Here is a 26,213-nt window from a genome sequence, read left to right on the forward strand (position 1 = left end):
GAGTACGACCCTACGCAACCCAGGCCCGCACCCCTCGATGGAGTGGTCTTCTTCACGCACGCCTGCCACATACAGCTATCAGCCGACTACGCTTGGTGAACATGAAAATTGCTTTCGTCGGGAAGGGCGGCAGCGGCAAGACCACCCTGTCCTCCCTGTTCATCCGCCATCTCGCGGCCACCGGAGCACCGGTGATCGCCGTCGACGCCGACATCAACCAGCACCTGGGGCCGGCGCTCGGCCTGGACGAGGCACAGGCGGCCGCATTGCCCGCCCTGGGTGAGCGGCTGCCGCTGATCAAGGAGTACCTGCGCGGCACGAACCCGCGGATCGCCTCGGCCGCGGAGATGATCAAGACCACTCCGCCCGGCGAGGGTTCGCGACTGCTGCGGGTGCGCGAGAACAACCCGGTCTACGAGGCCTGCGCACGGGCGGTGGAACTCGACGGCGACATCGTCCGTTTGATGGTCACCGGCCCCTTCACGGACGCCGACCTGGGGGTCGCCTGCTACCACTCCAAGACGGGAGCGGTGGAGCTGTGCCTGAACCACCTCGTGGACGGGCAGGGCGAGTACGTCGTGGTGGACATGACGGCGGGCTCCGACTCCTTCGCCTCCGGCATGTTCACCCGCTTCGACATCACGTTCCTCGTGGCCGAGCCGACCCGGAAGGGGGTCTCCGTCTATCGCCAGTACAAGGAGTACGCCCGCGACTTCGGCGTCGTCCTGAAGGTCGTCGGCAACAAGGTGCAGGGCCGGGACGACCTCGAGTTCCTCCGCGCCGAAGTCGGGGACGACCTGCTGGTGACGGTCGGGCACTCCGACTGGGTGCGTGCCCTGGAGAAGGGCCGACCGCCCCGGTTCGCGCTCCTGGAGGACGTCAACCGCCGCGCCCTGCACCAGTTGCGGACGGCCGTCGACGCGACGTACCAGCTGCGTGACGGGGAGCGCTACACCCGGCAGATGGTGCATTTTCACCTGAAGAACGCCCAGTCCTGGGGCAATGAGCGCACGGGGGCCGACCTGGCGGCGCAGATCGACCCCTCGTTCGTGCTCGGCGAGAGTGCGGTGGCGGCCGCGACCGTCTGAAGCGGCCGCACCGCCGGCTGCCAAGCGGCAACCGACCGACGCCTACTGCCGCTTGGCAGCCGGCGCCCCCGGCACACCCTTCGGTGCCGGGGCCGGCCGGTCCGACAGGAACGCCGGCCAGCCCTGCTTCGGTGCCTCGCCGACGCCCAGGGCGCCCAGCTTCTCCAGTGTCTTGGGGTCCTGAGCGTCCAGCCAGTCGGCCAGCTGCCGGAAGGAGACACAGCGCACGTCGGGCTTGTTGCACACCTGCTCGACGGTCTCCTCGACGGCGCGCATGTAGGTGCCGCCGTTCCAGGACTCGAAGTGGTTGCCGATGATCAGAGGCGCGCGGTTGCCGTCGTAGGCCCGATGGAAGCCCTTGAGCAGGCCGTCCCGCATCTGGTCGCCCCAGAACTCGTGCTTGTTGGGGTCGCCCTGGGTCGCGGTGCCGGACTGGTTGACCATGAAGTTGTAGTCCATCGTGAGCTGCTCGTAGGAGTGCCCGGGGAAGGGCACGAGCTGCATCGACAGGTCCCACAGACCCTGCTTCTTCTTCGGCCAGACCTGGTCGTTGACACCGCTGGTGTCATAGCGGAAGCCCAGCTCGCGGGCGGCCTGCATGAAGTTCTTCTGGCCTTCCAGGCAAGGGGTGCGGGCGCCGATGAGCTCCTTGTCGTAGTCGAAGGGCAGCGGGGAGGCCTTCGTCATCCCGGTGTTGGTCTTCCAGGACTTCACGAACTTCTTCGCCTGGGCGATCTCGTCCTTCCACTCCGCGACCGACCACTGGCCGACCCCGCCGCCGCTGCCGCAGAAGTGGCCGTTGAAGTGGGTCCCGATCTCGTTGCCCTCCAGCCACGCGAGGCGCAGCTGCTTGACGGTGTCGGCGATGCCCTGCTCGTCGTTGAAGCCGATGTCGGAGCGGCCCGGGGAGTGCTGCGGCGGCTTGTACTCGTCGCGCTTGTCCTCCGGCAGCATGTACACGCCGCTCAGGAAGTACGTCATCGTCGCGTGGTTCGCCTTGGCGACCTCACGGAAGTGGGAGAACAGCTTCTGGCTGTCCTCGCCGGCGCCGTCCCAGGAGAACACCACGAACTGCGGGGGCTTTTCGCCGGGCTTGAGGCGTTCGGCTCTCGGCAGGTGGGGCTGCGCTCCGGTGTACGCGGTGGAGCCGTCGCCGATCAGGCGGAACACCCGCTTGGGGCGGGGCCTGTCCGGGCTTCGCCTTCTGCGGGCCGGCGGCTCCTCCCTCGGGGACGTCGGTCGCGCAACCGGCGAGCGAGGCGGCGCAGACCGCGGCGACCACGGCTCCCGCGGCAATCCTGTGGGTGGCGGCCATGTTCCGCCCACCTTCTTCCTTCTCTCGGGGCCAACGACAGCGCCGCCAAGTTCGCATGGGCTCGAGAAGGAATTAGTACGACAAGCCGATGAAATTGCCACTTCACCCATCTAGGTGAGCTGTTCACCCATTTGCCCGGAAAGTCTATGCCTGTCCTTTACTCTGCATTACGATCCGTTTACAAAGCGTTGAATCATCCCGCCGCTGCACGCCGTGACCCACGGCCGCGACCCGACCCCCGCCATCGACGGGGGACCACCTGTTCCGCGACCGCGCTGCCCCGGAGGAGACGGGAAAATGTCAGCCTGTGTTCCCACCCGCGCCACCGACCCGAGCGACCCGAACCGAACAAGGCGCGTCCACCGACCCCACAGCCCACCGCCGACCCCGCCCTGCCGCTTCCGCATCGCGGGCGCCGACGTGTCGGCTTCGATCGCGGTCTTCCTGATCGCCCTGCCCCTGTCCCTGGGCATCGCCCTCGCCACCGGCGCGCCCCTCCAGGCGGGCCTCGTGGCCGCCGCCGTCGGAGGGATCGTCGCCGGCCGGCTCGGCGGATCCCCGCTCCAGGTCAGTGGGCCCGCCGCCGGACTCACCGTGGTCACCGCCGACCTGATCCACCGCTACGGCTGGCGCACCACCTGCGCCATCACCGTCCTTGCCGGAGTGGTCCAACTCGGCCTCGGCTGCCTGCGCGTGGCCCGCACCGCGCTCGCCGTCAGCCCGGCGATCGTGCACGGCATGCTCGCCGGCATCGGTGTGACCATCGCCGTCGCCCAGCTGCACATCGTCCTCGGCGGCACCCCGCAGAGCTCCGTCCTCGACAACCTCCACGGCCTGCCCGCGCAGTTGGCGCGCCTGCAGCTCGCCGCGGTGTCGGTGAGCGTGCTGACCCTGGCCCTGCTCTTCCTCTGGCCACGTCTCCCGGGCCGGGCAGGACAGCTCCTGCGCAGAATCCCGGCCGCGCTCGTGGCCGTCGCCGGAGCCACCGCCGCCGCCTCGTTCGCCGGACTGAGCCTGCCCAAGGTCGATCTGCCGTCCTGGAGCAGTCACGCCCTGGCCGGACTGCCCGAGGGGCCCCTGCTCGGTCTCGCCGCCGCCGTGCTCACCACCACCCTGGTGTGCAGCGTGCAGTCGCTGCTCGGCGCGGTCGCCGTCGACAAGCTGGTGGCCGGACGCCCCGACCTGATCTCCGGCGCCCCCGGCTCCGGCCGCAGTGCCCGCGTCGGCCGCTCCGACCTGAACCGCGAACTGCTCGGTCAGGGCGCCGCCAACATCGTCTCCGGCACGCTCGGCGGACTGCCCGTCGCCGGTGTGGCGGTGCGGAGTTCAGCCAATGTCCAAGCCGGTGCCGTCAGCCGGAACTCCACCGTGCTGCACGGCGTTCTCGTAGTGATCGCCGCACTGCTGATGGTCCCGGTCCTGGAGTTCATCCCGCTCGCCTCGCTCGCCGCCCTGGTGATGGCCGTCGGCATCCAGATGGTGTCCCTGCACCACATCCGCACGGTGACACGGCACCGAGAGGTCCCGGTCTACGCCGTCACCACCCTCGGCGTGGTCCTGTTCGGCGTCCTGGAGGGCGTGACGCTGGGCGTCGCCGTCGCCGTCGGAGTCGCCCTGCACCGCCTCACCCGCACCCGCATCACGCACCACGAGAGGGAAGGGGTCCATCACGTACATGTGCGAGGGCAATTGACGTTCCTCGCGGTACCCCGGCTGAGCCGGGCCCTGCACCTCATCCCCCACGGGGCGGACGCGGTCGTGGAGTTGGACGGGTCGTTCATGGACCACGCGGCGTACGAATCGCTGCAGGACTGGCAGAAGACGCACACCGCGCAGGGCGGCTCCGTCGAGCTGACCGGGCGCAGACCGGGCACGCGCATCGCCGAGCCGTCCGATTCCGCCCACTGCCGCTGCCGTCCCTGGACGCCCTGGCGCAACCACCAGTGCGAGCGCCCGTACACCGCGTCGGCCGCCGGACATCCCGGTGCGTCCGGCGAGTCCGGTGCGGCCCAGGGTCCGAGCGCGGGCCGCGAGTCGAGCGGGCACGAACTGGCCCGTGGCATCAGCGCGTTCCAGCGCAACACCGCACCGATCGTGCGGGGCGAGCTGGCCCGACTGGCGCGTGAAGGCCAGCAGCCGGACCAGCTCTTCCTCACCTGCGCCGACTCGCGGCTTGTCACCTCGATGATCACCTCCAGTGGTCCGGGCGACCTCTTCGTGGTGCGCAACGTGGGCAACCTCGTGCCGTTGCCCGGCGAGGAGAGCGGGGACGACTCGGTGGCGGCCGCGATCGAGTACGCGGTGGATGTGCTGAAGGTGCGCTCCATCACGGTGTGCGGGCACTCCGGTTGCGGGGCCATGCAGGCGCTGCTCAACTCCGAGCCGGGTGGCGCCCAGACCCCGCTGCAGCGGTGGCTGCGGCACGGACTGCCCAGCCTGGAGCGGATGGCCGACGACACCCGGCCCTGGGCGAGACTCGCCGGGCGGGCGCCCGCCGACGCGGTCGAGCAGCTCTGTCTGACCAACGTGGTGCAGCAGTTGGAGCATCTGAGCACCCATGAGTCGGTCGCCCGGGCCCTGCGCGTGGGGGAGCTGGAGCTGCACGGGATGTACTTCCACGTGGGCGAGGCGCAGGCGTATCTGCTCACGGGGACGGACGGGGACGGGCTGTTCGACCATGTGGAAGCGGCAGCGGACCTCCCGACGTGAGCCTCGGGGGTGTGCGGCCCGTCCTGAAGGGGCCGCACACCCGCGGAGGGACACCACGAGCGCTGGGACCGGCCACAGTGTGCGGTCCGCGTCGACGCACCGCCGCCCCGGGAGTGTGAAAGGCGTTACAGACGCTGAACTCCGCCTGGTCGGCGTACGTGGGTACGGATGACCGGGGCCGCCGGACTTCGACATCCAACAGGTCTAAACCAATTCCAGGTCGACCCTTGTCATCACGCCCCCGGGGTGATGAGCTGTGGCCTGGGACACAACGGACACCCTGGGAAAGGCAGATGCCGTGAGCAACGAAAGCCTGGCCAACCTGCTCAAGGAAGAGCGCAGGTTCGCACCCCCCGCCGACCTGGCCGCAAATGCCAACGTCACGGCGGAGGCGTATGAGCAGGCCAAGGCTGACCGACTCGGTTTCTGGGCCGATCAGGCCCGCCGACTGAGCTGGGCCAAGGAGCCGACCGAGACCCTGGACTGGTCGAACCCGCCGTTCGCCAAGTGGTTCAAGGACGGCGAGCTCAATGTGGCGTACAACTGCGTCGACCGGCACGTCGAAGCGGGGAACGGCGACCGGGTCGCCATCCACTTCGAGGGCGAGCCCGGCGACAGCCGCGCCATCACCTACGCCGAGCTCAAGGACGAGGTCTCCAAGGCCGCGAACGCCCTGCTGGAGCTGGGAGTTCAGAAGGGCGACCGGGTCGCCGTCTACATGCCGATGATCCCCGAGACCGCCGTCGCGATGCTCGCGTGCGCCCGGATCGGCGCCGCGCACTCCGTGGTCTTCGGTGGCTTCTCGGCGGACGCGCTCGCCACCCGCATCCAGGACGCCGACGCCAAGGTGGTCATCACCACCGACGGCGGCTACCGGCGCGGCAAGCCGTCCGCGCTCAAGCCCGCCGTCGACGAGGCGGTCGGCAAGGTCGACAACGTCGAGCACGTGCTGGTCGTACGCCGTACCGGCCAGGAGGTCGCCTGGGACGACAGCCGTGACGTGTGGTGGCACGAGATCGTCGATCGGCAGCCGGCCGAGCACACCCCCGAGCCCTTCAACGCCGAGCAGCCGCTCTTCATCCTCTACACGTCCGGCACGACGGGTAAGCCCAAGGGCATCCTGCACACCTCCGGCGGCTACCTCACCCAGACCGCGTACACCCACCACGCCGTCTTCGACCTCAAGCCGGAGACCGACGTCTACTGGTGCACGGCCGACGTCGGCTGGGTCACCGGGCACTCGTACATCGTCTACGGCCCGCTCGCCAACGGCGCCACACAGGTCATGTACGAGGGCACCCCGGACACCCCGCACCAGGGCCGCTTCTGGGAGATCGTGCAGAAGTACGGGGTGACGATCCTCTACACGGCGCCCACCGCCATTCGTACGTTCATGAAGTGGGGCGACGACATCCCCGCGAAGTTCGACCTCAGCAGCCTGCGGGTGCTGGGGTCCGTGGGTGAGCCGATCAACCCCGAGGCGTGGATCTGGTACCGCAAGCACATCGGCGCCGACCGGACGCCGATCGTGGACACCTGGTGGCAGACCGAGACCGGCGCGATGATGATCTCTCCGCTGCCGGGTGTGACCGCCACCAAGCCCGGTTCCGCGCAGACGCCGCTGCCCGGCATCTCCGCCACGGTCGTCGACGACGAGGCGAACGAGGTCCCGAACGGCGGGGGCGGCTATCTCGTCCTGACCGAGCCGTGGCCGTCGATGCTGCGCACCATCTGGGGCGACGACCAGCGCTTCCTCGACACGTACTGGTCGCGCTTCGAGGGCAGGTACTTCGCCGGTGACGGCGCGAAGAAGGACGACGACGGCGACATCTGGCTGCTGGGCCGCGTCGACGACGTCATGCTGGTCTCCGGTCACAACATCTCGACCACCGAGGTCGAGTCGGCGCTCGTCTCCCACCCGTCGGTCGCCGAGGCGGCCGTCGTCGGTGCCGCGGACGAGACGACCGGCCAGGCCATCGTCGCGTTCGTGATCCTGCGCGGCACGGCGAACGCCGAGGACGAGAAGCTCGTCGCCGACCTGCGCAACCACGTCGGCGCCACCCTCGGCCCGATCGCCAAGCCCAAGCGGGTCCTGCCGGTGGCCGAGCTGCCCAAGACCCGTTCCGGCAAGATCATGCGCCGTCTGCTGCGGGACGTGGCCGAGAACCGCCAGCTCGGTGACGTGACCACGCTGACGGACTCGACGGTCATGGACCTCATCCAGGCCAAGCTGCCGGCTGCGCCCAGCGAGGACTGACCTTCAAAAGAGGGGGGCGCCCGGCGCGAGAACGCGCCGGGCGCCCCTTTTAGCTAAAGTAAACAAAACAGCGTGACCCTCAAGGTGTGCCGGGAAGTCTGGTCGGCGAACAGCTCAGCCCTGCCCACCGACCGGAGGTCTCCCCCATGTCCGCGCCCCCTCGCAAGGTCCTCGGACGCCTCTCCCTCCCCGAGCGGACCTTCGTCGCGGACGCACTGCGCACCGAGACGGTCGGCGGTGTGCTGCTGCTCATCGCCGCGGTCACCGCGCTGATCTGGGCGAACGTCCCCGCGCTGCACAGCAGCTACGAAAGCGTCAGCCACTACCACCTGGGCCCCGCGGCCCTCGGACTCGACCTGTCGGTCGAACACTGGGCCGCCGACGGACTCCTCGCGATCTTCTTCTTCGTGGCCGGCATCGAACTCAAGCGCGAACTGGTCGCCGGTGATCTGAAGGACCCCAAGGCGGCCGCGCTGCCGGTGGTCGCGGCCCTGTGCGGCATGGCCGTACCGGCGCTCGTCTACACGCTCACCAACCTCACCGGCGGCGGCTCCCTGGCCGGCTGGGCCGTGCCCACCGCCACCGACATCGCCTTCGCGCTCGCCGTGCTCGCCGTCATCGGCACCTGGCTGCCGAGCGCGCTGCGCGCCTTCCTGCTGACCCTCGCCGTCGTCGACGACCTCTTCGCGATCCTGATCATCGCGGTCTTCTTCACCGCCGACATCGACTTCGCCGCGCTCGGCGGCGCGGCCCTCGGCCTCGCGGTCTTCTGGTTCCTGCTGCGCAAGGGCGTGCGCGGGTGGTACGTCTACGTCCCGCTCGCGCTGGTGATCTGGGCACTGATGTACAACAGCGGCATCCACGCCACCATCGCGGGTGTCGCGATGGGCCTGATGCTGCGCTGCAGCACGCGGGAGGGCGAGGAGCACTCCCCGGGCGAGCACATCGAGCATCTCGTACGGCCGCTCTCGGCGGGCCTGGCCGTCCCCCTGTTCGCCCTCTTCAGCGCGGGTGTCTCCGTCTCCGGCGGCGCGCTCGGCGACGTCTTCACCGAGCCGGAGACGCTCGGCGTGGTGCTCGGGCTGGTCGTCGGCAAGGCGCTCGGCATCTTCGGCGGGACGTGGCTCACGGCCCGCTTCACCCGGGCCTCGCTCAGCGACGACCTCGCATGGGCCGACGTGTTCGCGGTGGCGACCCTGGCCGGCATCGGCTTCACCGTCTCGCTGCTCATCGGGGAGCTCGCCTTCACCGGCGACGCCACGCTGACCGACGAGGTCAAGGCCGCCGTACTCTTCGGCTCGCTCATCGCGGCCACCCTCGCGACCGTGCTGCTGAAGCTGCGCAACGCCGAGTACCGCAGGCTGTACGAGGCAGAGGAGCGCGACGAGGACCACTCCGGCATCCCGGACATCTACGAGGAGGACGACCCGGCGTACCACCTGCGCATGGCGGCCATCCACGAGCGCAAGGCCGCCGAACACCGCCGGATCGCCGAGCTCAAGACCGCCGAGCGGCTTGCCGAAGTAGCGGGCGGGGCAGGCGAGGAGGACGACCGTCGGGCATGATCTGACGGGACGGTACAAAAGACACGCCACACACAAGCGTCCCAGTGAATAGGGAGAGACCGCGATGAGCGCACCCGACGGCAGCCCGGTCGGCGCCGAACGCAGCATCGGCCAGCTGTTCGCCTCGGCGACGACCGAGATGTCTGCGCTGGTGCACGACGAGATCGCGCTGGCGAAGGCGCAGCTCAAGCAGGACCTCAAACGGGGCGCGACGAGCGGCGGCGCGTTCAGCGCGGCCGGCGCAGTCCTGCTGTTCTCCCTGCCGATGCTGAACTTCGCGCTGGCGTACGGCATCCGGACCTGGAGCGACTGGAACCTCGCGGTCTGCTTCCTGCTGTCCTTCGCGGCCAACGTCCTGGTCGCGCTCGTCCTCGCGCTGATCGGCGTCGTCTTCGCGAAGAAGGCACAGAAGAGCAAGGGCCCGCAGAAGGTCGCCGCGTCGATGAAGGAGACGGCGGGCGTGCTGCAGAACGCCAAGCCCCACCCGCGACCCGACGACACCAAGGTCCTGGAGGAGCGGGTCCGAAACACGAAGGCCATCGAGGCTGTGGCACGCTCGTCGTCATGACCGATCCCGCCACCCCTTCGGCGCAGCAGCCCGCGTCTCTCGTACGGCCCGCCGGTCCCTGGACGCACCGGGACGTGGCCGCCAACGGCGCGCGCTTCCACATCGCCGAACTGGGCGACGGACCGCTCGTGATGTTCCTGCACGGCTTCCCGCAGTTCTGGTGGACCTGGCGCCACCAGCTGGAGGCGCTCGCCGACGCCGGCTTCCGGGCCGTGGCCATGGATCTGCGCGGCGTCGGCGGCAGCGACCGCACCCCGCGCGGCTACGACCCCGCCAACCTGGCCCTCGACGTGACCGGCGTGATCCGCTCGCTCGGCGAGCCGGACGCCGCCCTGGTCGGCCATGACCTGGGCGGCTATCTGGCGTGGACGGCGGCCGCGATGCGTCCCAAGCTCGTACGACGGCTCGCGGTCGCCTCGATGCCGCATCCCCGGCGCTGGCGCTCGGCGATGCTGTCGGACGTCAGGCAGACACGGGCCGGCTCCTACATCTGGGGGTTCCAGCGGCCCTGGGTCCCGGAGCGGCAGCTGACCGCCGACGACGGCGCGCTGGTCGCCGAGCTGATCCGGGACTGGTCCGGCCCGCGCCAGCCGGACGACAAGGCGGTGGAGACGTACCGCAGGGCGATGTGCATCCCCTCGACGGCGCACTGTTCGGTCGAGCCGTACCGCTGGATGGTGCGTTCGATGGCCCGTCCCGACGGGATCCAGTTCAACCGGCGCATGAAGCGGCCGGTCCGCGTGCCGACTCTTCATCTGCACGGCTCGCTCGACCCGGTGATGCGCACGCGCAGTGCCGCCGGGTCCGGGGAGTACGTCGAAGCGCCGTACCGCTGGCGCCTGTTCGACGGTCTGGGGCACTTCCCGCACGAAGAGGACCCGGTCGCCTTCTCGACGGAACTGATCAACTGGCTGAAGGATCCCGAACCCGATCGGTGACCGTTTCGTCGCGTCCGGTACCCGGACCTGAACACGTGTCCTACGAACGGCCACTTGCCCGGCGCATAGGCCAATTGGGGGGCGTGGGGGCGGTTATCGACCTTGGGGCAGGGGCACACGTCCGGGTATGGGCTGGACGCACGACTACAGTGACGCAGCACGCAATCGACGCTCCGGCGGTGGCCTGAGCTCCCACCATCAGGGCGGTGCCCCGCAACTGCCGGGCGGCACGGACCTGAGGGTGGGCATTCCGCGCATCCTGCGCCGCCGGGCCCGCTGGGTCTCGGTACGCCTGCGTCATCCCCGAGGCTGACGCGCCTTCGCCCTGACACCCCTCACAGCGCGCAGCTGTCGCTGTCCACCTGCTGGTTCGCGGTGCGCCCCTTGGCGATGTCCTCCTGGATCTCGTCCGCGGTGAGCGCGTACCCGGTGTCGGCGTCGTCGAGCGACTTGGCGAAGACCACGCCGTACACCTTGCCGTCCGGGGTCAGCAGCGGGCCGCCGGAGTTGCCCTGGCGGACGGTCGCGTAGAGGGAGTAGACATCGCGGCTGACCGTGCCGCGGTGGTAGATGTCCGGTCCGTGGGCGTCGATGCGCCCGCGTACCCGCGCGGAGCGGACGTCGTACGAGCCGTTCTCCGGGAAGCCCGCGACGATCGCGCTGTCCCCGCTGGCGGCGTCCTCGGACGTGAACTGCAGCGCGGGCGCGTCCAGATCGGGGACGTCCAGTACGGCGATGTCGCGCTCCCAGTCGTAGAGGACGACCGTGGCGTCGTACTTGCGGCCCTCGCCGCCTATCTGGACCGTGGGCTCGTCGACGCCGCCGACGACGTGGGCGTTGGTCATGACGCGGCGGTCGCCGAAGACGAAGCCGGAGCCCTCCAGGACCTTGCCGCAGCTCTGCGCGGTGCCCATGACCTTGACGATGGAGCGCTGGGCGCGGGTGGCGACGGCACTGTTGGCGAGCTTGGGGTCGGGCGGCTGGACTTCCTTGATGGGCTCGTTGGAGAACGGGCTGAAGACCTGCGGGAAGCCGTTCTGCGCGAGGACCGAGGTGAAGTCCTTGAACCAGGTGTCGGCAGCGCCCGGCAGCGCCTCCTGCACGCCCAGGAGCACCTTGGAGCTACGGACCTCCTTGCCTACCGTCGGCATGGTGGTCTGGGCGAGGGCGGAGCCGATGAGCCAGGCGACCAGGAGCATCGCGAGGACGTTGACGAGGGCGCCGCCGGTCGCGTCCAGGGCGCGGGCCGGGGACCAGGTGATGTACCGGCGCAGCTTGTTGCCGAGGTGGGTGGTCAGGGCCTGGCCGATGGAGGCGCAGACGATGACGACGACCACGGCGACGACGGCGGCGACCGTGCCGACCTCCGCTTGGTCGGTCAGCGCGTCCCAGATGACCGGGAGGGTGTAGACGGCGACGAGACCGCCGCCCAGGAATCCGATCACCGACAGGATGCCGACGACGAAGCCCTGGCGATAGCCGACGATCGCGAACCACACGGCGGCGACCAGCAACAGGATGTCCAGCACGTTCACCGGTTCGAGCCTCGCCTCATCACTTCGCGTTCACCACAGGTCGGCCGGCCGGGGGCTGCCCGGGAAGACACAGCACGGACGCCACCCTGTCATGCGCGCCAGTCGAGCGGGACCTGCTTCTCCCGGTCCCAGGGCAGCTCCCAGTCCGCGTAGTGCAGGATCCGGTCGATGATTCCGGCCGTGAAGCCCCAGACAAGGGCCGATTCGACCAGGAATGCCGGACCTCGGTGACCGCTGGGATGGACGGTCGTCGCACGGTTGTCGGGGTCCGTGAGATCCGCCACGGGAACGGTGAAGACGCGGGCGGTTTCATTCGGATCGACGACCCCGACGGGGGTCGGCTCGCGCCACCAGCCCAGCACCGGGGTCACCACGAAGCCACTGACCGGGATGTACAGCTTGGGGAGCACGCCGAACAGCTGGACGCCGGAGGGGTCGAGACCGGTCTCCTCCTCCGCCTCGCGCAGGGCGGCCCGCAGCGGCCCGTCGCCCTGGGGATCGCCGTCCTCCGGGTCGAGCGCGCCGCCGGGGAACGACGGCTGCCCGGCGTGCGACCTGAGCGAGCTCGCCCGCTCCATGAGGAGCAGCTCGGGGCCGCGCTCGCCCTCGCCGAACAGGATCAGCACGGCCGACTGCCGGCCCGCGCCGTTCGCCGGCGGCAGGAAGCGGCTCAGCTGCCGCGGCTCGACCGTCTCCACGGCGTGCACCACCGGGTCCAGCCAGCTCGGCAGGCCGTCCTTGCTGAGCGTCACGCCCTTCGTATGGCTCGCCCGTGTCATCGCCACCCCCGTCGTCCTGCATCGCTCAACGCCCGAGGGGCCCTAGATCGTTCCGGCCGCGCCGCTCGGTGGTGCCGGGGTTGCCCGACCGTTCGCACCGCGCGGGCGGCCCCGGCCTCCCGGTCCGGCCCGCCGACCCGCGCCGGTCCTCCCGGCCGCGCCGTCCGCATCCTCACTCGGTGGCCCCCAGTGGCGGTGCGGCCTTGCCGCCGGCGTCCAGATAGGCCTGCGGCGGGTTCAGCCGCTGTCCCGGGAAGCCGCCCTTCTCGTACTTGAGGAGCTTCTTCGCCTTCTCCGGGTCCGTCTCGCCCTCGCCGTAGGCCGGGCAGAGCGGGGTGATGGGACAGGCGCCGCAGGCGGGCTTGCGGGCGTGGCAGATGCGGCGGCCGTGCCAGATGACGTGGTGCGACAGGTCCGTCCAGTCGCTCTTCGGGAAGAGCGCGGTGACGGCGGCCTCGATCTTGTCGGGGTCGGTCTCATCGGTCCACTGCCAGCGCCTGACCAGCCGCATGAAGTGCGTGTCGACGGTGACGCCGGGCCGCCCGAAGGCGTTGCCGAGGACGACGAAGGCGGTCTTGCGGCCCACGCCGGGGAGCGTGACGAGGTCTTCGAGCCGCCCCGGGACCTCACCGCCGAAGTTCTCCACGATGGCCTTGGACAGCCCTATCACCGACTTGGTCTTGGCCCGGAAGAACCCGGTCGGCCGGAGGATCTCCTCGACCTCCTCGGGGTTGGCCGCGGCCAGATCCTCGGGAGTCGGGTACGTGGCGAACAGCGCGGGGGTCGTCTGATTGACCCTCAGGTCGGTGGTCTGCGCGGACAGGACCGTCGCCACGATCAGCTGGAAGGGGTTCTCGAAGTCCAACTCGGGGTGGGCGTACGGAAACACCTCCGCGAGCTCGCGGTTGATGCGCCGGGCGCGGCGGACGAGGGCCGTCCGCGACTCGTTCCGCGGGGACTTCACGGCGACCGTCTTCGTGGCCGAGGCCTTCTTCACCGGGGCCGCCGCCTTCTTGGGAGCGACGGTCGCCTTCTTCACGGCGGCGGCCTTCCGCACGGGAGCCGCCTTCTTCGCCGAAGTCCTCTTCTCCACCGGAGCCTTCCCTGCCGCTTTTGCCGTTTTCTTTCCGCCCCCGGCGCCCTGTTCGCCCACAGCGGAATCTCGACGTGCAACCACCCGTCCAGCCCCCTCGGACTGTGCTCTCACCGGCGTTTTGGACACCCGGCCAGCCTAGGGCCCGGCACTGACATCCGCCCCGGACCTCGGGGACCGGCCCCCAATTGGACCCCTGCCGCTTACCCCGGGACATGTGTGCGGCATCCTTGTGACAGATCACACTGTTTGGACCGTCCGGCAAAATGGGCACCACGGTCCCCTGGTACCAAGGGGGAGCAAGATCCCCTGAGCAGGTCGACAAGGAGAGAACTCGTGGACGACGTCCTCCGGCGCAACCCGCTCTTCGCGGCTCTCGACGACGAGCAGTCCGCGGAGCTCCGCGCCTCCATGAGTGAGGTGACCCTCGCGCGCGGCGACTCGCTGTTCCACGAGGGAGACCCGGGAGACCGGCTCTACGTCGTCACCGAGGGCAAGGTCAAGCTCCACCGCACCTCGCCCGACGGCCGCGAGAACATGCTCGCCGTGGTCGGCCCCGGCGAACTCATCGGCGAACTGTCCCTGTTCGACCCGGGCCCGCGCACCGCGACCGCCACCGCGCTGACCGAGGTCAAGCTGCTGGGCCTCGGCCACGGCGACCTCCAGCCCTGGCTGAACGCCCGCCCCGAGGTGGCCACCGCGCTCCTGCGCGCCGTCGCCCGCCGTCTGCGCCGCACCAACGACGCGATGTCCGACCTGGTCTTCTCGGACGTCCCCGGCCGCGTGGCCCGCGCCCTGCTCGACCTCTCGCGCCGCTTCGGCGTGCAGTCCGAGGAGGGCATCCACGTCGTCCACGACCTCACGCAGGAGGAGCTCGCCCAACTGGTCGGCGCCTCCCGCGAGACGGTCAACAAGGCCCTCGCGGACTTCGCCCAGCGCGGCTGGCTGCGTCTGGAGGCCCGCGCGGTGATCCTCCTGGACGTCGAGAGGCTCGCCAAGCGCTCGCGCTGAGCGCGGATCGTCGTACGACTTCGAAGGGCCCTGCCGTGCGGCAGGGCCCTTCTCGTGTCGCCGGGGTGGGCATCCACGAGGGCAGGCGAGCCATGGACACGGTCGCCTGGAACCGGACCCGGGACCGGCCCGCCCCCCCAGGCAGCTCGTGCATCGCCGGGGCGACCGTCCCGCCGTCGGTGTCGGATCCGGCCTGCCCGGCCGCCGCCGTCCATGACGTGATCGCCACCGCCTGCCGCTTACACGCCGCCTCACGCCGCCTGCGCGTCCTTCCACCGGCGCTGACCACGTTCGGCCCCACACGGCCCGCCCAGGGCCGTAAATGAGCTGTCCCCCGGCCCGCCCCCGGGCACAGTGATCCCATGGCCGCCGAAACCGTTCCCCCGACCGCCCGCAAGGGGCTCGACGCCCAGGGCTACATCGAACGCGAGGGATCACTCGGACGGATCCCACAGCCCTTCCGGGCGGTCGTCGCCGCCGCCCGCGACCGGGTGCTGGATCTGTTCGGGCCGAGGCTGCACAGCGCGTACCTCTACGGCTCGATTCCGCGCGGCACCGCGCGGGTGGGCCGCAGCGACCTCGACCTCCTGCTCGCCCTGCGGGACGAACCGACCGACGCGGACCGGGAGGGCGTGCGGGAGCTCGGGGAGGCGCTCGACAAGGAGTTCCCGCAGATCGACGGCGTCGGAACGCTGCTGTACAGCCGGGATCTCCTGCTGAGCGAGCCGGAGCGGCACGACCTGGGCTGGTTCGTGGCCTGCCTGTGCACCCCGCTGCTCGGCGACGACCTGGCGGAGTACCTCCCCCGCTACCGTCCCGACGCCCTCCTGGCCCGCGAGACGAACGGCGACCTCACCCTCCTGCTCCCCCGCTGGAGCGAACGGATCGCCGAGGCGGACTCCGACGAGACCCGGACCCGCCTCGTCCGCTTCATGTCACGCCACCTGGTCCGCACCGCGTTCACCCTGGTCATGCCCCTCTGGAACGGCTGGACGAGCGATCTGGGAGAGATGGCGGAGGTCTTCGGCGCGTACTACCCGGAGCGCGCCGAGCAGCTACGGGCGGCAGCCGTCCTGGGACACGCCCCGACCGCCGACACGGCCGTACTGCGGACGTACGTCGACGATCTGGGCCCCTGGCTGGCGGACGAGTACACGCGCGTGCACGGCACAAAGAGCCCTAGATGAGCCCGTGCTCCTCGAGATACTCCAGCTGAGCCCGCACCGACAGCTCGGCGGCGGGCCAGAGCGCCCGGTTCACATCCGCGTACACATGTTCTACGACGGCACCGGGCGTGCGGTATCCGTTCTCCACGGCCGTCTCGACCTGGGCGAGCCGATGGGCCCGGTGGGCGAGATAGAACTCGACGACACCCTGGGCGTCCTCCAGGACGGGCCCGTGGCCCGGCAGGACGGTGTGGACGCCGTCGTCGACCGTCAGGGACCGCAGCCGCCGTAGCGAGTCCAGATAGTCGCCCAGACGGCCGTCGGGATGGGCCACGACGGTCGTGCCGCGCCCCAGGACGGTGTCACCGGTCAGGACCGCCTGATCGGCCGGGAGATGGAAGCACAGCGAGTCGGCGGTGTGCCCGGGAGTGGGCACGACCCTGAGTTCCAGCCCACCGACGCGCACCACGTTCCCGGCGCCGAGCCCTTCGTCCCCCAGCCGCAGCGCCGGGTCGAGGGCCCGCACTTTCGTGCCGGTCAGCTCAGCGAAGCGGGCGGCGCCTTCGGCGTGGTCGGGGTGGCCGTGGGTGAGCAGGGTGAGGGCGACGCGCCTGCCGGCGGCCTCGGCCGTGTCGACGACCGCACGGAGATGCCCCTCGTCGAGCGGACCGGGGTCGACGACGACCGCCAGCTCCGAGTCCGGCTCCGACAGGATCCAGGTGTTGGTCCCGTCCAGGGTCATCGCGGAGGCGTTGGGCGCGAGGACGTTGACGGCCCGCGGGGTGGCCGGGCCCGAGAGGACCCCGCCCCGCGGCTGGCCGGGGAGGGCTGCGGCGTCGGTCATGCGGAGGCTCCACCGGTCGGGATGTGTTTGGTGAACTCGTCGTGCCCCGGCCAGGAGAGCACGATCTCGCCGTCCACCAGCCGGGCCTGCGCGAGCACAGGCGTGAGGTCACGGTCGGGCGCGACGGCGAGCGCGTCGGCGGCGGTGCCGTACGCGGTGAGCTGCCGCAGCGTGGCGATGGTGGGCGGCATCATGAGCAGCTCGCCCTTGTCGTAGCCGTCCGCCGCGTCCTGGGGCCGGATCCACACCGTGCGGTCGGCCTCCGTGGAGGCGTTGCGTGTGCGCTGCCCCTCGGGGAGGGCGGCGACGAAGAACCAGGTGTCGTAACGGCGGGGTTCGAACTCGGGGGTGATCCAGCGTGTCCAGGCCCCGAGCAGATCCGACCGCAGGACCAGCCCCCGGCGCTCCAGGAACTCGGCGAAGGAGAGATCACGGGCCACGAGAGCGGCACGGTCCGCCTCCCACTCGGCGCCCGTGGTGTCACCGACCACCGACTCGGGCGTCGGCCCGGCGAGCAGGACACCCGCCTCCTCGTACGTCTCGCGCACAGCCGCGCAGACGATCGCCTGAGCCGTCGTCTCGTCCACCCCGAGCCGAGCCGCCCACCACGCGCGTGTGGGGCCCGCCCAGTGGATGTGGTGCTCGTCGTCACGAGGGTCGACTCCGCCGCCGGGATAGGCGTAGGCGCCTCCCGCGAAGGCCATGGAGGTCCGCCTGCGCAACATGTGCACAACGGTTCCGGCCGGCCCGTCCTTCAGCAGCATCACCGTGGCGGCGCGTCTGGGCACGGCCGGCTGAAGCGAGCCGTCCGCGAGCGCGCGGATGCGGTCCGGCCATTCCGCTGGGTACCACTGCCCGTTTGCCATGGGCGGAGGCTAACTCTTGGGGAGCGGATGTTCGAGGGCCGGGCGCCCGGCGGGGGCGCCAGGTCAGGTGGTCGGGCGGGCGCGGGTCGTGCCCGCGCGGCGGTAGCCGCAGCCAACCCACGAACGAAACCGCAGGCGCTACGCCCGCCCCCACCGAACCCGCAGCGCCCCCGCACGCACCCGCCTCAAGCAGAACCCAGCTCCACTTGCACCTCGACCTCGACCGGCGCGTCCAGCGGCAGCACAGCGACACCCACCGCACTGCGCGCGTGCACGCCCTTGTCGCCCAGCACCTCGCCCAGCAGCTCACTCGCGCCGTTGATCACACCGGGCTGCCCCGTGAAGTCCGAGGCCGACGCCACGAACCCCACGACCTTCACCACGCGCGCGATCCGGTCGAGGTCACCCGCGACCGACTTCACCGCCGCCAGCGCGTTCAGCGCGCAGGTCCGGGCCAGCGCCTTCGCCTCCTCGGCCGTGACCTCCGCGCCCACCTTTCCGGTGACCGGAAGCTTGCCCTCGACCATGGGCAACTGCCCCGAGGTGTACACGTACACGCCGGACTGCACGGCCGGCTGATACGCGGCCAGCGGCGGCACGACCGACGGCAGCGTCAGCCCCAGCTCCGCGAGCCGCGCCTCGACCGCCCCGCTCACGCCGCCTTCTCCCGCTTCAGGTAGGCCACCAGCTGCTCGGGGTTGTTCGGCCCGGGCACGACCTGCACGAGCTCCCACCCGTCCTCGCCCCAGGTGTCCAGAATCTGCTTCGTGGCGTGGACGAGCAGCGGCACGGTCGCGTATTCCCACTTCTTGGTCATGCGGCCGACTTTAGCCGCTGCTCACCCCCGGCTTTTCAGCCGCTGCTCCCCACGGTCCGTGCGGCGTTATCCACAGCCTCCTGCTTAGCTTCGCCGCCGACTGGTTACGCTCGAATACGTGAGCAGGCTCCAGGTCGTCAGCGGCAAGGGCGGGACCGGAAAGACCACGGTCGCCGCAGCCCTCGCGCTGGCCCTCGCCACCGAGGGGAAGCGGACGCTTCTCGTCGAGGTAGAGGGCCGCCAGGGAATCGCGCAGCTCTTCGAAACGGAGACGCTGCCCTATGAGGAGCGGAAGATCGCCGTCGCTCCAGGGGGCGGGGAGGTGTACGCACTGGCCATCGACCCCGAACTGGCCCTCCTGGACTACCTCCAGATGTTCTACAAACTCGGCGGGGCGGGGCGCGCCCTGAAGAAGCTCGGCGCCATCGACTTCGCGACCACCATCGCGCCCGGCCTCAGAGACGTCCTCCTGACGGGCAAGGCGTGCGAGGCGGTCCGCCGCAAGGACAAGTCCGGCCGCTTCGCCTACGACTACGTCGTGATGGACGCGCCCCCCACCGGCCGTATCACCCGCTTCCTGAACGTCAACGACGAGGTCGCGGGGCTCGCCAAGATCGGCCCGATACACAATCAGGCGCAGGCCGTGATGCGGGTGCTGAAGTCCAAGGAGACGGCCGTCCACCTGGTGACGCTCCTGGAGGAGATGCCGGTCCAGGAGACCGCGGACGGCATCGCCGAGTTGAAGGCCGCCCACCTCCCGGTGGGCCGGATCGTCGTGAACATGGTGCGTCCGGAGGTGTTGGACGGCACCGACCTGGAACTCGTACGGACCGCACAGCGTTCAGCCGTGGCGAAGGCGCTGTCCTCGGCCGGACTCGGCGGCGCCCGTCGCGGGGGCAACGCCGAGAAGCTGGTCGACCCGCTGATCCGGCAGGCCGAGGAGTACGCCGAGCGGTACGACCTGGAGCACGAACAGCGCGCGGCCCTCGGCGAACTGGGTCTGCCGCTGCACGAACTGCCCTTGCTGACCGAGGGCATGGACCTGGCAGGTCTGTACGAACTGGCCACCGAGCTGCGGAAGCAGGGAATGTCATGAGCCCGGACGCCGACGCGCACGACCGGCACCGCCGTCTTTCCCCGGCCCCCGTGCTCGATCTCGATCCGCTGATCGACGATCCGGGCACCCGCATCGTGGTCTGCTGCGGCTCGGGAGGCGTCGGAAAGACCACGACCGCGGCGGCTCTCGGCCTGCGGGCCGCCGAGCGGGGCCGCAAGGTCGTCGTGCTCACCATCGACCCGGCCCGCCGGCTCGCCCAGTCGATGGGCATCGACTCGCTGGACAACGTCCCACGCCGGGTGAAGGGTCTCGACGACTCCGCGAGCGGCGAGTTGCACGCCATGATGCTCGACATGAAGCGCACCTTCGACGAGATCGTCGAGGCGCACGCGGACGCCGAGCGGGCGGCCACGATCCTGAACAACCCCTTCTACCAGTCGCTGTCGGCGGGCTTCGCGGGCACGCAGGAGTACATGGCGATGGAGAAGCTCGGGCAGTTGCGGGCCCGGGACGAGTGGGACCTGATCGTCGTCGACACACCCCCCTCCCGCTCCGCCCTCGACTTCCTGGACGCGCCCAAGCGGCTCGGTTCCTTCCTCGACGGAAGGCTCATCCGGCTGCTCACCGCCCCGGCCAAGCTCGGCGGACGGGCGGGCATGAAGTTCCTGAACGTCGGGATGTCGATGATGACCGGCACGCTCGGCAAACTTCTGGGCGGTCAACTCCTCAAGGACGTCCAGACGTTCGTCGCCGCTATGGACACGACCTTCGGCGGGTTCCGCACCCGCGCGGACGCGACGTACAAGCTGCTCCAGGCCCCCGGGACGGCGTTCCTGGTGGTCGCGGCCCCGGAGCGGGACGCACTGCGCGAGGCCGCGTACTTCGTGGAGCGGCTGGCCGCGGAGGACATGCCGCTCGCCGGTCTGGTGCTCAACCGGGTCCACGGCAGCGGCGCAGACCGGCTCTCGGCCGAGCGGGCGCTCGCCGCCGCGGAAAATCTCGAGGCCGCGGAAAATCTTGAAGAGCCCCGCATTGTCGATCAGGAGGGCGGGAAAGCTGGACTTCGTAACTCTCCCGACACGTACGGCAGTTCAGAATCTCCCGCTTCCGAGGCACCGGCTCCTGACGAAGGCTCCCCCGCCGACGCGAAGAACCCGAGCTCGGAGCGCACGGAGAAGGGGCGGTCCGCCGACCCCGCTGACCGGTCCGTCGACCAGCTCACCGCAGGCCTGCTGAGACTGCACGCCGACCGTATGCAGCTGCTCTCCCGCGAGCAGCGCACGCGTGACCGCTTCACCGCGCTCCACCCCGAGGTGGCGGTGGCCGAAGTGGCCGCGCTGCCCGGCGATGTGCACGACCTCGCGGGGCTGCGGAACATCGGAAACCGGCTCGCGGCCGGGCAGCCGGAGCTGCCCGAGGCTGCCGTGGACTGACCCGAGGAGTGTCCTCCTCAGCTCACCGCCGCGTAGTTCTCGTAGAGTTCGTCGTCCTCGAGTGGCAGGATGCCGACGCCCCTCTCGTACTCCGTGCGCGCGGTCTCCAGCAGCCTGCGCCACGAAGTGACGGTCGGCCGCCGGCGCAGCAGTGCGCGGCGCTCGCGCTCCGTCATGCCTCCCCACACGCCGAACTCGACGCGGTTGTCCAGCGCATCGGCGAGGCACTCCGTGCGCACCGGACATCCGGTGCACACCGCCTTCGCCCGGTTCTGCGCTGCTCCTTGAACGAACAGTTCATCCGGATCGGTAGTGCGGCAGGCCGCCTGCGCACTCCAGTCGACTACCCAGCCCATACCGGCGCCGTCCTCTCCCGAATCGAGGCTCCCCCACGGCGGCAGCGGCATATTCACCGCCGCCAGTTGAGGACGTTACGGAAGGGAGGCACAGCGCAACACCCCCTTCGGGCCCAATCTTGAATGGCCCGAACGGACTATGCGTAAGCGGCAGATCACCCGGGGGAGTGAGCCCGCGACATACATGACTATCCCGGCAAACCAGGACACTTGTCTTGCGTCACAACGGGCACCTGATGACACACGAGGCGGATTCGGACACGCCCCCACCAAAAAAGTTGGGGAACCTCCGGAACGATTCGGGGTCGCCGGACGTATTGATACGTGGCCCTACTGCTGTGACAGTTGAGAGCAGCTTAGGCCAAGGCCTGTGCGCGTGTCCGGCGAATGAGAAGGTAGGCGCTCCTGTCGCCATGCCCGCTCCGACGCGGTCGTGCCCCCTTCCGTCGCCATGCCGTGACATGGGCTCCCTCTGAACGCTCATGAGTACGGATTAGGCTGCCCCCTATGTCGAAGAAGCGCTCGGGCGGCGGTCTGTCGCCCACGCAGCAGGCCGCCAAGTTCCTCGGTGTCAGTGTTCTCGCGGGAGCGGTGATGGCCGGCATCGCGCTGCCCGCGGCCGGCGCGCTGGGGCTCGCGGCCAAGGGGACGGTGGAGAGTTTCGACGAACTCCCGACGAACCTGAAGACCCCGCCGCTGAGCCAGCGCACCACGATCCTCGACAGCGAGGGCGGCACCATCGCCACGGTGTACTCGCGCGACCGCACGGTGGTCGATCTCAAGAGCATCTCGCCGTACATGCAGAAGGCGATCGTCGCGATCGAGGACTCGCGCTTCTACCAGCACGGCGCGGTCGACCTGAAGGGCGTCCTGCGCGCGCTCAACAAGAACGCCCAGAGCGGTGGTGTCTCCCAGGGTGCCTCCACGCTGACGCAGCAGCTCGTGAAGAACGTCGCGGTGGAGGAGGCCGGTGACGACCCGACGAAGGTCGCCCAGGCCACCCAGCAGACCATCGGCCGCAAGATCCGCGAGCTGAAGTACGCGATCCAGCTCGAAGAGGAACTCGGCAAGAAGAAGATCCTCGAGAACTACCTCAACATCACCTTCTTCGGCCAGCAGGCCTACGGCGTCGAGGCCGCCTCGCAGCGCTACTTCTCCACGCACGCCAAGGACCTCAACCTCGAGCAGTCGGCCCTGCTCGCGGGCATCGTCCAGTCCCCGAGCCGCTACGACCCCGTCAACGACGAGGCCGAGGCGACCAAGCGGCGCAACACCGTGCTCCAGCGCATGGCCGAGGTCGGTGACGTCTCGCAGGCGGAGGCCGACAAGGCCAAGGAGCAGCCGCTGGGCCTCAAGGTCAGCAAGCCCAAGAACGGCTGCATCACGGCGGTCAAGGGCGCGGGCTTCTTCTGCGACTACGTCCGTGAGGTCTTCCTGACCGACCCGGTCTTCGGCAAGACCAAGGAGGCCCGGGCCAAGGTCTGGAACCAGGGCGGTCTGACGATCAAGACCACGATGGACCCGCAGGCCCAGAAGTCGGCCCAGAAATCCATCAAGGAGCACGTCTACCAGGACGACGACGTGGCCACCGCCGCGACCATCGTCCAGCCCGGCACCGGCAAGATCCTGGCGATGGGCCAGTCGCGGCCGTACGGCATCAACAACAAGAAGAACGAGACGACGCTCAACCTCTCGGTCAACGCGTCCATGGGCGGCGGGGCCGGCTACCAGCCCGGTTCGACGTTCAAGCCGATCGTGGCCGCGGCCGCCATCGAGGGCGGTATGCCGGCGACGAAGATGTACCCCTCGCCGTACAAGATGGACTACCCGGCCCCGGTCCAGGCGTGCAACGGCAAGATCTGGAACGAGAAGGGCGTCCCGGTCACCAACGAGAACACCTCCGAGGTCGGCCCGTACGACATGAAGACCGCGACCGCGAAGTCGGTCAACACCTACTACGTGTCGATGATCAGCGACATCGGCATCTGCCCGGTGACGGAGATGGCCGCGAAGATGGGCGTGGCGCGCGCCGACGGCGGCAAGATGCAGCAGGCCCCCTCGATCGCCCTGGGCACGCAGGAGATGTCCCCGCTGACGATGGCCAACGCGTACGCGACCTTCGCCTCGCGCGGTATGTACTGCACCCCGGTCGCCATCGAGTCGATCACCCAGCGGGTCGGTGAGCAGTCGAAGTCCCTCCAGGTGCCGAAGTCGACCTGCTCGCGGGCGATGTCGGAGACCACCGCGGACACCATCAACACCCTCCTGAAGGGCGTGGTCGAGGACGGCACCGGTTCGGAGGCAGGCCTCGGCGGCGGCCGCGCCAGCGCCGGCAAGACCGGTACGACCGACGAGCGCTACGCGGCCTGGTTCGTGGGCTACACGCCGAACATGTCCGGCGCGGTCTGGGTCGGCGACCCCGCGCACAAGCGCAAGATGCAGAACATCAGCATCGGTGGCGTGTCGTACAGCAAGGTCTTCGGTGGCAAGGTTCCCGGCCCGATCTGGCGCGACATGATGAGCGGCGCGCTGGAGGGCAAGGAGGCCCCCCAGTTCAACCTCGTCTACATCCCGGACCCGCCGAAGGAAAAGGACGACGGGGACGGCAACGACGACGGTGACAACCGCGGGAATGACAACGGCGGCAACGACAACGGTGGGAACAACGGCGGAGACAACGGCAACACCACCTTCCCGACGCCGACCTTCTCCATCCCGGAGAACTTCATCCAGGGCACGACCAACGGGAACGGCAACGGGGGCGGGCGCGGCTGACGCCCTCAGGCGTACACACAGATGAGAGCCCGGTCCCGCTGAATGCGCGGGACCGGGCTCTCGTACGACTGCGAGGTGCTGGTCTCAGCCGACCAGGAGCTCGTCTCAGCCGGCCAGGAGCTTCTTCACGACCGCGGCGACCCGGCCGCCCTCGGCCAGGCCGGCCACCTTCGGGTTCACGATCTTCATGACGGCGCCCATGGCCCGGGGCCCCTCGGCGCCCGCCGCCCTGGCCTCCGCGACGGCTTGGGCGACGATGTCGTTCAGCTCGTCGTCGCTGAGCTGCTTGGGCAGGTACCCGGCGAGGACCTCGCCCTCCGCCTTCTCCCGCTCGGCGGACTCGGCACGACCACCCTGAGCGAACGCGTCCGCGGCCTCGCGGCGCTTCTTCGCCTCCTTGGTGATCACCTTCAGGACCTCGTCATCGGAGAGCTCGCGCTTCGCCTTGCCCGCGACCTCCTCCTTGGTGATCGCGGCGAGCGTCAGCCGGAGCGTCGAGGAGCGGAGCTCGTCGCGCTCCTTCACGGCGGCGGTGAGGTCTTCCTGCAGCTTCGACTTGAGCGTGGTCATGGGTGTGATTGTCGCAGGTGCGGGGTGGGGGGTGCCCGCGCATTTACGGGGCGGTGGGCGCGCCGGGCTGTATGGGAAGGCGGGGGTGCGGCTTTGGGGAGGGGCGCCGGGCTCTACGGGAAGGCGGGGCGTGCGGCTTCGTGGGGGCGCCGGGCTCTACGGGATGGAGGGCCGGCGACTTTGTGGAGGTGCGGGGGGTCTACGGGACGAAGGGCGGGCGGCTCTGCGGAGGTGCGGGGGCTCTACGGGACGGAGGGCGGGCGGCTCTGCGGAGGTGCGGGGGGTCTACGGGACGAAGGGCGGGCGGCTCTGCGGAGGTGCGGGGGCTCGACGGGACGGAGGGCGGGCGGCTCTGCGGGACAGAGGGTGGCTTTGTGGAGGGCGGGGGCCGGGCCTGTACGGGGCGGCGGCGGGCGCTGGGCTTAGCGGGACGGCGGGTGCCCTGCTCTACGGGGCGGCGGGTGCCCGGTCAAGGATGGCTTCGTGATCTGACACGATGGAGGCATGCGCGCGCGATACGGAGTTCCCTTGGGGATCGCGGCGGTTGGCGCCGCCGGTCTCGTCTACTCGGCTGGTTTCGAAGCCCGTTCCTTCCGGCTGCGACGAGTGACGGTCCCCGTCCTGCCGTCCGGCATGCGCCCGTTGCGGGTGCTCCAGGTCTCCGACATCCACATGGTCGGCGGCCAGCGCAAGAAGCAGCGCTGGCTGCGCTCGCTGGCGGGCCTGCGCCCGGACTTCGTGATCAACACGGGCGACAACCTGTCGGACCCGGAGGGCGTGCCCGAGGTCCTGGACGCGCTGGGCCCGCTGATGGAGTTCCCGGGCGCGTACGTCTTCGGCTCCAACGACTACTACGGCCCCAAATTCCGTAACCCCGTCCGCTACCTGTTCGAGAAGACCCAGGGCCGCCACGGCCTGAACGGCAACGCGCCCGCCGTGGGGGTCGTCCACAACCCGTGGGAGGACCTGCGGGACGGTTTCGAGGCGGCGGGCTGGCAGAACCTCACGAACACGCGCGGCATGCTGAAGATCGAGGGTGTGTCGGTGGAGCTCACGGGCCTTGACGACCCGCACATCAAGCGGGACCGCTATGCGGAGGTGGCCGGCGGCCCGTCGGGCGCTGCCGACTTCTCCATGGGCGTCGTACACGCCCCGTATCTCCGCGCCCTGGACGCCTTCGCGGCCGACGGCTACCCGCTGATCCTCGCCGGCCACACGCACGGCGGCCAGATCTGCCTCCCCTTCTACGGCGCCTTCGTCACCAACTGCGACCTGGACACGGACCGCGTGAAGGGCCTGTCCACGCACGAGGCGGAGGGCCGCAGGTCGTACCTTCACGTGTCGGCGGGATGCGGGGCGAGCCGTTATACGCCGGTGCGGTTCGCGTGCCCGCCCGAGGTGACGCTGCTGACGCTGGTGGGCCGGGAGTAGGGGCCGGCTGCCGTACGACTGGGGCCGTGCCGGGGGATTA

At 70.0% G+C, this 26,213-nt stretch carries 22 protein-coding genes and 1 pseudogene; 13 read left to right on the forward strand and 10 right to left on the reverse strand.

Annotated features, from left to right (window positions below):
- Nucleotides 1–101: 101 nt before the first annotated feature.
- A complete protein-coding gene (locus M2157_RS22000; protein ID WP_280866023.1) occupies nt 102–1,088 on the forward strand; it encodes an ATP-binding protein in 987 nt (328 codons plus the stop codon).
- A 42-nt stretch (nt 1,089–1,130) separates the two neighbouring features.
- Here the strand turns inward: M2157_RS22000 and M2157_RS22005 are convergent.
- Nucleotides 1,131–2,403: pseudogene (locus M2157_RS22005) on the reverse strand (hypothetical protein).
- A gap of 297 nt (nt 2,404–2,700) precedes the next feature.
- Here M2157_RS22005 and M2157_RS22010 point away from each other — a divergent pair.
- From M2157_RS22010 to M2157_RS22035, 6 genes are all read left to right on the forward strand, one after another.
- Nucleotides 2,701–5,112, forward strand: a complete 2,412-nt coding sequence (locus M2157_RS22010; protein WP_280866024.1) for a SulP family inorganic anion transporter — start codon at nt 2,701–2,703, stop codon at nt 5,110–5,112.
- A 298-nt stretch (nt 5,113–5,410) separates the two neighbouring features.
- Complete coding sequence (gene acs, locus M2157_RS22015) at nt 5,411–7,369, forward strand: acetate--CoA ligase (protein ID WP_280863381.1); 1,959 nt, start codon at nt 5,411–5,413, stop codon at nt 7,367–7,369.
- Between the two features lie 146 nt (nt 7,370–7,515).
- On the forward strand, nt 7,516–8,934 hold the full coding sequence (nhaA, locus tag M2157_RS22020) for a Na+/H+ antiporter NhaA (protein ID WP_280866025.1): 1,419 nt from the start codon (nt 7,516–7,518) through the stop codon (nt 8,932–8,934).
- Nucleotides 8,935–8,998: 64 nt separating this feature from the next.
- The gene (locus tag M2157_RS22025) at nt 8,999–9,502 is read left to right on the forward strand and encodes a phage holin family protein (RefSeq protein ID WP_280863383.1); all 504 of its coding nucleotides are present in this window, start codon (nt 8,999–9,001) and stop codon (nt 9,500–9,502) included.
- Nucleotides 9,499–10,440 (forward strand): alpha/beta hydrolase, encoded by a 942-nt coding sequence (locus M2157_RS22030; RefSeq protein ID WP_280866026.1) that lies wholly within the window; start codon nt 9,499–9,501, stop codon nt 10,438–10,440. The genes M2157_RS22025 and M2157_RS22030 overlap by 4 nt, the downstream gene beginning before the upstream one ends.
- 127 nt (nt 10,441–10,567) lie before the next feature.
- The gene (locus tag M2157_RS22035) at nt 10,568–10,753 is read left to right on the forward strand and encodes a hypothetical protein (protein WP_079072518.1); all 186 of its coding nucleotides are present in this window, start codon (nt 10,568–10,570) and stop codon (nt 10,751–10,753) included.
- A 22-nt stretch (nt 10,754–10,775) separates the two neighbouring features.
- Here M2157_RS22035 and M2157_RS22040 read toward each other — a convergent pair whose 3' ends face one another.
- From M2157_RS22040 to nth, 3 genes are all read right to left on the reverse strand, one after another.
- Nucleotides 10,776–11,975, reverse strand: coding sequence for a MarP family serine protease (locus M2157_RS22040; protein WP_280863385.1), 1,200 nt, complete (start codon nt 11,973–11,975; stop codon nt 10,776–10,778).
- Nucleotides 11,976–12,064: 89 nt separating this feature from the next.
- Nucleotides 12,065–12,754: a CoA pyrophosphatase gene (locus tag M2157_RS22045; protein WP_280863851.1), complete on the reverse strand. Its 690-nt coding sequence runs from the start codon at nt 12,752–12,754 to the stop codon at nt 12,065–12,067.
- A gap of 172 nt (nt 12,755–12,926) precedes the next feature.
- Nucleotides 12,927–13,847 (reverse strand): endonuclease III, encoded by a 921-nt coding sequence (gene nth, locus M2157_RS22050; protein ID WP_280866027.1) that lies wholly within the window; start codon nt 13,845–13,847, stop codon nt 12,927–12,929.
- Nucleotides 13,848–14,183: 336 nt separating this feature from the next.
- On the opposite strand from nth, the gene M2157_RS22055 reads away from it, so the two are divergent.
- On the forward strand, nt 14,184–14,858 hold the full coding sequence (locus M2157_RS22055) for a Crp/Fnr family transcriptional regulator (protein ID WP_015658871.1): 675 nt from the start codon (nt 14,184–14,186) through the stop codon (nt 14,856–14,858).
- A 362-nt stretch (nt 14,859–15,220) separates the two neighbouring features.
- Nucleotides 15,221–16,045 (forward strand): nucleotidyltransferase domain-containing protein, encoded by an 825-nt coding sequence (locus M2157_RS22060; protein ID WP_280866028.1) that lies wholly within the window; start codon nt 15,221–15,223, stop codon nt 16,043–16,045.
- On the opposite strand, the gene M2157_RS22065 is transcribed toward M2157_RS22060, so the two are convergent.
- The 4 genes from M2157_RS22065 to M2157_RS22080 all read right to left on the reverse strand — a co-directional run bounded on the left by M2157_RS22065 (nt 16,038) and on the right by M2157_RS22080 (nt 18,551).
- Nucleotides 16,038–16,868, reverse strand: a complete 831-nt coding sequence (locus M2157_RS22065; RefSeq protein ID WP_280863388.1) for an MBL fold metallo-hydrolase — start codon at nt 16,866–16,868, stop codon at nt 16,038–16,040. The two genes, M2157_RS22060 and M2157_RS22065, sit on opposite strands and share 8 nt — an antisense overlap.
- Nucleotides 16,865–17,734: an NUDIX hydrolase gene (locus tag M2157_RS22070; protein ID WP_280866029.1), complete on the reverse strand. Its 870-nt coding sequence runs from the start codon at nt 17,732–17,734 to the stop codon at nt 16,865–16,867. Before M2157_RS22070 ends, M2157_RS22065 begins: the two co-directional genes overlap by 4 nt.
- Nucleotides 17,735–17,919: 185 nt before the next feature.
- Entirely contained in the window at nt 17,920–18,390 is a 471-nt protein-coding gene (locus M2157_RS22075) for a RidA family protein (protein WP_280866030.1), read from the reverse strand.
- Nucleotides 18,387–18,551, reverse strand: a complete 165-nt coding sequence (locus M2157_RS22080) for a DUF4177 domain-containing protein (RefSeq protein WP_007383662.1) — start codon at nt 18,549–18,551, stop codon at nt 18,387–18,389. The genes M2157_RS22075 and M2157_RS22080 overlap by 4 nt, the downstream gene beginning before the upstream one ends.
- A gap of 118 nt (nt 18,552–18,669) precedes the next feature.
- Between M2157_RS22080 and M2157_RS22085 the strand changes: the two genes are divergently transcribed.
- Nucleotides 18,670–19,647, forward strand: a complete 978-nt coding sequence (locus M2157_RS22085; RefSeq protein ID WP_280863390.1) for an ArsA-related P-loop ATPase — start codon at nt 18,670–18,672, stop codon at nt 19,645–19,647.
- A complete protein-coding gene (locus M2157_RS22090) occupies nt 19,644–21,041 on the forward strand; it encodes an ArsA family ATPase (protein WP_280866031.1) in 1,398 nt (465 codons plus the stop codon). The genes M2157_RS22085 and M2157_RS22090 overlap by 4 nt, the downstream gene beginning before the upstream one ends.
- Nucleotides 21,042–21,058: 17 nt before the next feature.
- Here M2157_RS22090 and wblA read toward each other — a convergent pair whose 3' ends face one another.
- Nucleotides 21,059–21,397 carry a transcriptional regulator WblA gene (wblA, locus tag M2157_RS22095; protein WP_031043210.1) on the reverse strand — a complete coding sequence of 113 codons (339 nt, stop codon included), beginning with the start codon at nt 21,395–21,397 and terminating at the stop codon, nt 21,059–21,061.
- 507 nt (nt 21,398–21,904) lie between these two features.
- Here wblA and M2157_RS22100 point away from each other — a divergent pair.
- On the forward strand, nt 21,905–24,172 hold the full coding sequence (locus tag M2157_RS22100; RefSeq protein WP_280866032.1) for a transglycosylase domain-containing protein: 2,268 nt from the start codon (nt 21,905–21,907) through the stop codon (nt 24,170–24,172).
- Between the two features lie 105 nt (nt 24,173–24,277).
- Here M2157_RS22100 and M2157_RS22105 read toward each other — a convergent pair whose 3' ends face one another.
- Nucleotides 24,278–24,742 carry a GatB/YqeY domain-containing protein gene (locus tag M2157_RS22105; protein WP_280863393.1) on the reverse strand — a complete coding sequence of 155 codons (465 nt, stop codon included), beginning with the start codon at nt 24,740–24,742 and terminating at the stop codon, nt 24,278–24,280.
- A 504-nt stretch (nt 24,743–25,246) separates the two neighbouring features.
- Here M2157_RS22105 and M2157_RS22110 point away from each other — a divergent pair.
- Nucleotides 25,247–26,173: a metallophosphoesterase gene (locus M2157_RS22110; protein ID WP_280863394.1), complete on the forward strand. Its 927-nt coding sequence runs from the start codon at nt 25,247–25,249 to the stop codon at nt 26,171–26,173.
- Nucleotides 26,174–26,213: the final 40 nt, after the last annotated feature.

Origin of the sequence: Streptomyces sp. SAI-127 (assembly GCF_029894425.1) — a bacterium.
GTDB lineage: Bacteria > Actinomycetota > Actinomycetes > Streptomycetales > Streptomycetaceae > Streptomyces.

Bases quoted from the DNA above. Each gene is read 5' to 3' on its own strand.
- M2157_RS22035 (WP_079072518.1), top strand. From the start codon at position 10,568: ATGGGCTGGACGCACGACTACAGTGACGCAGCACGCAATCGACGCTCC.
- M2157_RS22010 (WP_280866024.1), top strand. From the start codon at position 2,701: ATGTCAGCCTGTGTTCCCACCCGCGCCACCGACCCGAGCGACCCGAAC.
- M2157_RS22000 (WP_280866023.1), top strand. From the start codon at position 102: ATGAAAATTGCTTTCGTCGGGAAGGGCGGCAGCGGCAAGACCACCCTG.
- M2157_RS22065 (WP_280863388.1), bottom strand. From the start codon at position 16,868: ATGACCGACGCCGCAGCCCTCCCCGGCCAGCCGCGGGGCGGGGTCCTC.
- M2157_RS22080 (WP_007383662.1), bottom strand. From the start codon at position 18,551: ATGACCAAGAAGTGGGAATACGCGACCGTGCCGCTGCTCGTCCACGCC.
- M2157_RS22110 (WP_280863394.1), top strand. From the start codon at position 25,247: ATGCGCGCGCGATACGGAGTTCCCTTGGGGATCGCGGCGGTTGGCGCC.
- M2157_RS22090 (WP_280866031.1), top strand. From the start codon at position 19,644: ATGAGCCCGGACGCCGACGCGCACGACCGGCACCGCCGTCTTTCCCCG.
- M2157_RS22100 (WP_280866032.1), top strand. From the start codon at position 21,905: ATGTCGAAGAAGCGCTCGGGCGGCGGTCTGTCGCCCACGCAGCAGGCC.
- M2157_RS22025 (WP_280863383.1), top strand. From the start codon at position 8,999: ATGAGCGCACCCGACGGCAGCCCGGTCGGCGCCGAACGCAGCATCGGC.
- M2157_RS22060 (WP_280866028.1), top strand. From the start codon at position 15,221: ATGGCCGCCGAAACCGTTCCCCCGACCGCCCGCAAGGGGCTCGACGCC.
- M2157_RS22070 (WP_280866029.1), bottom strand. From the start codon at position 17,734: ATGGCAAACGGGCAGTGGTACCCAGCGGAATGGCCGGACCGCATCCGC.
- M2157_RS22030 (WP_280866026.1), top strand. From the start codon at position 9,499: ATGACCGATCCCGCCACCCCTTCGGCGCAGCAGCCCGCGTCTCTCGTA.
- wblA (WP_031043210.1), bottom strand. From the start codon at position 21,397: ATGGGCTGGGTAGTCGACTGGAGTGCGCAGGCGGCCTGCCGCACTACC.
- M2157_RS22105 (WP_280863393.1), bottom strand. From the start codon at position 24,742: ATGACCACGCTCAAGTCGAAGCTGCAGGAAGACCTCACCGCCGCCGTG.
- nhaA (WP_280866025.1), top strand. From the start codon at position 7,516: ATGTCCGCGCCCCCTCGCAAGGTCCTCGGACGCCTCTCCCTCCCCGAG.
- M2157_RS22045 (WP_280863851.1), bottom strand. From the start codon at position 12,754: ATGACACGGGCGAGCCATACGAAGGGCGTGACGCTCAGCAAGGACGGC.